A 3,638-nucleotide genomic window follows, 5' to 3' on the forward strand; every position below is an offset into this window, starting at 1 on the left:
CGCACGGCTGCGGCTGGATGTGGGGATTGGGACATTTCGGCCCATCAAGACCGAGAACATCGCCGAGCATGTCATGCACACCGAGACCTATGCCGTCCCTGAAGAGACAGCAGCGGCGGTAAATCAGTGTAGGGGGCGTGTGATCGCGGTGGGCACCACGGCGCTCCGAGCGCTGGAGTCGGCGGGACGGCGGGCGGGCGAGCAAGGGAGCGGGGAGCGTGTGGCGGCAGTAGAAGGCGAGACGGGGATATTCATCACACCGGGCTATGCCTTTCGCGCTGTGGACGGCCTCATCACCAATTTTCACCAGCCACGCTCCTCGTTACTCTTGCTCGTTGCGGCGTTTATGGGCTACGCTAGTATGCGAAGTGCGTATGAAGAAGCGCTTGGAAAAGACTACCGATTTTTAAGTTTTGGTGATGCAATGCTTACGGTATAATGCGAGACACATGCCTGGCCTTGACGAGTTTTACCGCTACATTGAGCGCAAGGAGAAGGAAGCCGACGAGCCTGCCTCTCCCGAGCGTCCCCCCGTTCCCGAACCTGGTACGATAGAAAATGTCCGCTATGTCGTGCGTGGTGGTATTACGATTGCTGTCCCGCTCGATGCACCCGATTCGTTCTTGCTGACTGTGGAGTCCTTTGCTGCCGAGACCGCGCAGACCACGTTGCCTCTGGACCTCCTCTCGGGGAAAGAGCCTACTGTTCCACGGGTTATGGTGCGGCCCACCTTCAAGATTCCAAACCCGAAGCAGGCGACCGAACAGCTTCTCATTCCACTTCTGCCACCGCAGCATCCGACGACCGATGCGGAGGGAGCGGATCTCTGGGAAGGGCTGCCGCGCCATGTCCAGATCCTCGCCTCAATGGCTCCCGAGGCCGTTCCGCCGTCGCGAACCTTTGAGGAGACGCGTGAGCAGCTGATTATCCGCCTGCTCGACCCGATTCTGACACTGGAGGAGACGGCCAAGCTGCTGGATGTCTGTCCCGCGACCGTGCGGCGCTATGCCAACCGGGGGAACCTGACACACCATAGAACACTGGGGCAGCAGCGGCGCTTCAAGCTCTCCGATGTCATGACGTTTCTGGACAAGCGCGCCGCCAAGCAACAAGCACGTCTGTTGTGAGGCTTGTTTCTCGTGAGAGCGGACGGGTACTCGCTACCGATGCCCGCTGGCTGGGAAGCTTCTGGGCACGGGGGCGTGGCTGGCTGGCTCGCCCATCCGATCCCACGGTTGCTCTGGGAATCCCACTAACTGAAGGCGAGCGTCTGCACACGATAGGGATGCGTTTCGCGCTCACCCTCGCCTACTGTGATAGCCAGGGCTGTGTACTTTGTGTGCTCACTCTCCCCCCGTTTCGAATTGCGCCGCGTGTGCCGGGAGCCACGGTTGCCTGGGAGCTTGTCGCTGGAGGGCTGGAGGGCGTTGCCGTGGGAGAAACACTCGCGTGCGACTGAGCCTTCCGGTCCTTGGGGCCGATGCCCCGCGCTATTTAATCGCTCTTGGCGACACGCTCCACACTCCCGAGCCCCGTTCCGGCCTACGGATAATCCCGCTCGCCCGCCCCGATGCCACAATTGCTGCCGTGCGCTACGTCCAGATTCCCCAGTGGAAAGAAATGGGCATCAAAGCCGCCCACGTCCAGCTCTCCATCGGCCACGCCGATCTTCTCGCCACTCTGGGCGACGAAAGCTTCGCCGCCGCCACCTACCCACGTTTTACCGAACATGCGCAGGCTATCGCTGCCGAGCTTGTGGGGCTTTGTGAACCAGGAGCCTCTATTTCTGTGCTACCACTCACGGGCTTCGAGGGGTGGAGCTGGGGGGAGCGCTTCCAGGCAGTGCTTTCAGGTATCATCCGGCCATGATACGTGATGAGACAGATAACTGGCGGGTGGTCGAGGCGGCGACGGGGCGTGGCTTGCGCTGGAGAGACTTAGCCGGGCGATTGGCCCAGGCCAACGCGATCTTTGTGGGCGAGCAGCACGACGATCCCGAGACCCATAAGCTGGAAGCAAGGCTCTTTGCTGAGGTTCATAAAAAAGTCGGGCCGAAGTTAGCGCTGGCGATGGAGATGATCGAGCGTGACGGGCAGGCGGGCCTTGACGACTACCTCACGGGCAAGATTGACGAAGCGGCGTTCGCAAAAGCCGTCACGCTCTGGAAAACCTACCCGACCGACTACCGAGCGATGGTGGAGTATGCCAAGACCAATAAGCTCGCGGTGTTTGGTTCCAATGCGCCCGCGAAGTTTGTTCGCCTTGTCGGTCAGAAAGGCCTCGCGGGGCTAGAGAGCCTTGCGCCTGCGGAGAAAACACTGATCGCCGCCGCGATCACGGCCCCGATGGGCGACACCTACCAGAGGAAGTTCTTTGCTACCATGACGGGAATGGGAGTCAGCCACGGCCCTGCAATGGATGCGTCCCGGCTCCGGGGAATCTACGAGGCGCAGTGCCTGCGTGATGACACGATGGCGGAGACGATTGTTCGGGCGCTGGATAAAGGCCACGTGGTCTACCATGTCAACGGCAGCTTCCACTCCGACGGTGGCATGGGCACGGCGGCGCGCACCCTCTTCAAGCGTCCCCTGGGAACGAAGCTAGCGCTTGTCAAAGCCATCCCCGTTCCCGATGTCCGCACCGCCGACCCGTCCGAGTTTAAGGCAGAAGCCGACTGGCTCGTTTTCGTGCCCGCGCCGCGAAAATAACACTCTGAATCTCGCCCCCATGAACGGGGGCGTCTTATTGTCGCTGCGCGACACGAAGGGCGTGCCGCCCATAGGAGTTTTCTTATGGCTGCTTGCAGCCTTTGTGTCCGAAGAATGAGGATAACAAGACGCCCCGGTTCATCGGGGCGATCTCCGGCGGCGCGCCGCGAAAATAACACTCCCTAGAGCAAAGAAGGCGAGCGTTCCTGGCTCCGGTGCGAGGCCACTGACGACATCCGGGGCTCCTGACTTGGGCTGGCCGTTGTTGGGATCAAGGCCGTGGCGCTCGTATTGCTCCTTGTTTTCCAGCACGACAGCACCGGAGAGCGGGGTAATGAGCCGACGGCGGGCGGCGGCTTTGGCGAGGGCATCCTGGTCGTAGCCCGTGTACCAGGCCCGGAGCACGCGGCTGGTGGCCGCGAGGCGTGCCCAGTCGGTTTGGCTGTCCGCATCGGCGTTCGGTGCGAGATAGATTCCACCGAGTGCCGGTTCCCGGCCACCCAGGGGAATAGATCTCGCGTCCGTGGTGCTCTGTGCCGCCTGTGCCGCACGCTGAACCGCCCCGGCCCAGCCGATGCCCTCCCGCGTGTGGATGCGCTTGTCGGTGGAGAGTGCATCCATCACGACATCCTGGCCGGGTGTTACCAGCAGGCCCACCAGCGACGGCGTATTTTTGTGCAGGCTTCGCGCTTCCAGAAGTGGCTGAGGACTCACAGCCTCCTGGGGCACCGGGCCGTGTAGCCAGAGAATCGTGGTCGGGCGCACGGTGTTTTCTGTTTGGCTCAGGCGCTTGAGAGCGGGCACGGCGTCCACGCCGCCCACAAAGCGACGAGAATTTAGGAAGCTCTCCGTCACTTGCGCCGCGTCTGTCCAGACACTTTCCTCGCCTTTTGCAAGGCGTGTGTCCACAAACTTCACGCGTGAACCCGT

The 3,638-nt window shown here is 61.8% G+C and carries 6 protein-coding genes; 5 read left to right on the forward strand and 1 reads right to left on the reverse strand.

Annotated elements, in window-relative coordinates; all coding sequences use genetic code 11:
* From ACH2EH_RS17120 to ACH2EH_RS17140, 5 genes are all read left to right on the forward strand, one after another.
* A partial coding sequence (locus tag ACH2EH_RS17120) for an S-adenosylmethionine:tRNA ribosyltransferase-isomerase (RefSeq protein ID WP_395143460.1) occupies positions 1-439 on the forward strand: 439 nt, incomplete at its 5' end.
* A gap of 10 nt (positions 440-449) precedes the next feature.
* The gene (locus ACH2EH_RS17125) at positions 450-1,127 is read left to right on the forward strand and encodes a helix-turn-helix domain-containing protein (RefSeq protein ID WP_309698139.1); all 678 of its coding nucleotides are present in this window, start codon (positions 450-452) and stop codon (positions 1,125-1,127) included.
* Positions 1,124-1,459, forward strand: coding sequence for a hypothetical protein (locus tag ACH2EH_RS17130; protein WP_395143461.1), 336 nt, complete (start codon positions 1,124-1,126; stop codon positions 1,457-1,459). Before ACH2EH_RS17125 ends, ACH2EH_RS17130 begins: the two co-directional genes overlap by 4 nt.
* On the forward strand, positions 1,450-1,869 hold the full coding sequence (locus tag ACH2EH_RS17135) for a hypothetical protein (RefSeq protein WP_395143463.1): 420 nt from the start codon (positions 1,450-1,452) through the stop codon (positions 1,867-1,869). The genes ACH2EH_RS17130 and ACH2EH_RS17135 overlap by 10 nt, the downstream gene beginning before the upstream one ends.
* On the forward strand, positions 1,866-2,708 hold the full coding sequence (locus ACH2EH_RS17140) for a ChaN family lipoprotein (protein ID WP_395143465.1): 843 nt from the start codon (positions 1,866-1,868) through the stop codon (positions 2,706-2,708). The genes ACH2EH_RS17135 and ACH2EH_RS17140 overlap by 4 nt, the downstream gene beginning before the upstream one ends.
* A gap of 138 nt (positions 2,709-2,846) precedes the next feature.
* On the opposite strand, the gene ACH2EH_RS17145 is transcribed toward ACH2EH_RS17140, so the two are convergent.
* On the reverse strand, positions 2,847-3,638 hold a 792-nt coding region (locus tag ACH2EH_RS17145; RefSeq protein ID WP_395143467.1), incomplete at its 5' end, for a PEP-CTERM sorting domain-containing protein.

The sequence above is a fragment of the Armatimonas sp. genome, from assembly GCF_043760365.1.
Lineage (GTDB): Bacteria > Armatimonadota > Armatimonadia > Armatimonadales > Armatimonadaceae > Armatimonas.